The organism is Polynucleobacter sp. 35-46-11, from assembly GCF_002281105.1.
In genome coordinates, this window is sequence record NZ_NCFJ01000572.1 from 1 (window position 1) to 1502 (window position 1502).

Annotated in this window: 1 protein-coding gene; it reads left to right on the plus strand. The window is 44.9% G+C overall.

What is annotated here, in order from left to right:
- Positions 1 to 52 precede the first annotated feature (52 nt).
- The gene (locus B7Y67_RS17745) at positions 53 to 868 is read left to right on the plus strand and encodes a hypothetical protein (RefSeq protein WP_293599763.1); all 816 of its coding nucleotides are present in this window, start codon (positions 53 to 55) and stop codon (positions 866 to 868) included.
- Positions 869 to 1502 lie beyond the last annotated feature (634 nt).

Sequence of the window (1502 nt, forward strand, 5' to 3'; positions counted from 1 at the left end):
AAGTCTAAATCTGAAATTAAGCTAACAAGTGTCGTGTATCGAGACACTTGTAATGAATAATCTATCACTCTTATTTTCTAGTCCTACCGCCGAAACTGAACCCATCAAACTCCTTGATGGACTTCTGACACTCTATAAGAGACCCGCGAGTCACCAATCGCAATGCCGCTTTAAGCTCTCTACGGGGGCTTGGCATTCCGCTAGTACGGGATCTGACCAGTTAGCCGAAGCCACAACCCAAGCTATTTCTATATACGAGACAGTCAAGCTCAAGCTAGCCAGTGATTTAGCCATTAAGACTCGGACTTTTCGCCAATTGGCCACGCAAGAACTTGCTGCTGCTGCCCGAGTTGTGCAAGCCAATCCCAATAAACGTACTCATGTGGACTACATCCATATCTATACCAAGTACCTAACCCCATTCTTTGGTGATTACCAGATTAATGACATCACCAGGGAAGTAGTAGATGACTATGTAGCCTGGCGCATATCCCGGATGGGTAAGAATCCCAAGACCTATACCCAAAGGCGCCATGCTGGTCTTTATAAGCGGGTAATTGAGCGAGCCAGAGATCAAGGGTTAATTCACCGTCTTCGAACCATTCCATTATTGGAGGTCGCTGCCGATAGGGCAGAGATTAGGCCAGCCTTTAGCCATCAAGAGATCGATTACTTGCTGGAATACATGCGGGACTGGGAGCGTTTTGGCCGCAATCAACGCAGTAATCATATGAGAAGACTTTGCAGAGTTTATGTGGAGTTCTTGCTAGGAACAGGCATAAGGCAGGGCACAGAGAGCATGCCACTTCTAAGGCGTAGGTCGCACGTTCGAATCGTGCTGGGCAGGCCAACCCCCCCCTATTTTTAAGTAGTTCATTGTCAACTCAGGCTGTTCTATTGGCGCGATATAAGTTGAACCATGACTAGGGCCTATCTATGCAAGGGTGTTTTTGGGCCTAGCCTATAAGGCCAAACCCATGGTGATGCCCGTGATGGGAGTGTCCTAACCCTTCATCATTCCCGCCCAAATTTAAAATTATTAGGAAGCCAATCAGATCGATTCCCATCAACATCATTACCAATCGAGCGCATATGCTTTGAACAGACTGGGCAACTCACACCATTCCAATCCTGCAGGAAATTATCCGATTGACATCCTTTGCAGTGAAGTTCATCAGCTAGCCCTGGTAAATTAGCAATTTTGTATGTATCTACTCGCCTGCAGCGTCGGCAATATTTCGGCACTGTCGAATAGTAAGTGTTTCTCTCAATGCCAAACGAGCCGGTACCACGAAACCCACAATACCCACAATAAAATCTGTATTTGGCGGCCATAATTACTGCCCCTCACCCTGTTTACTCAATACATTTTTATATTGACTGGTAAAGTTTGAAATCAAAAGGGCGCGCTCTTGATTTGCTACTCCAATCGTGATTTTTCTATAAATTAAATTGTCATAAATACGATCAATTTTAGAAAAATAATTTAGATAGACTTTACG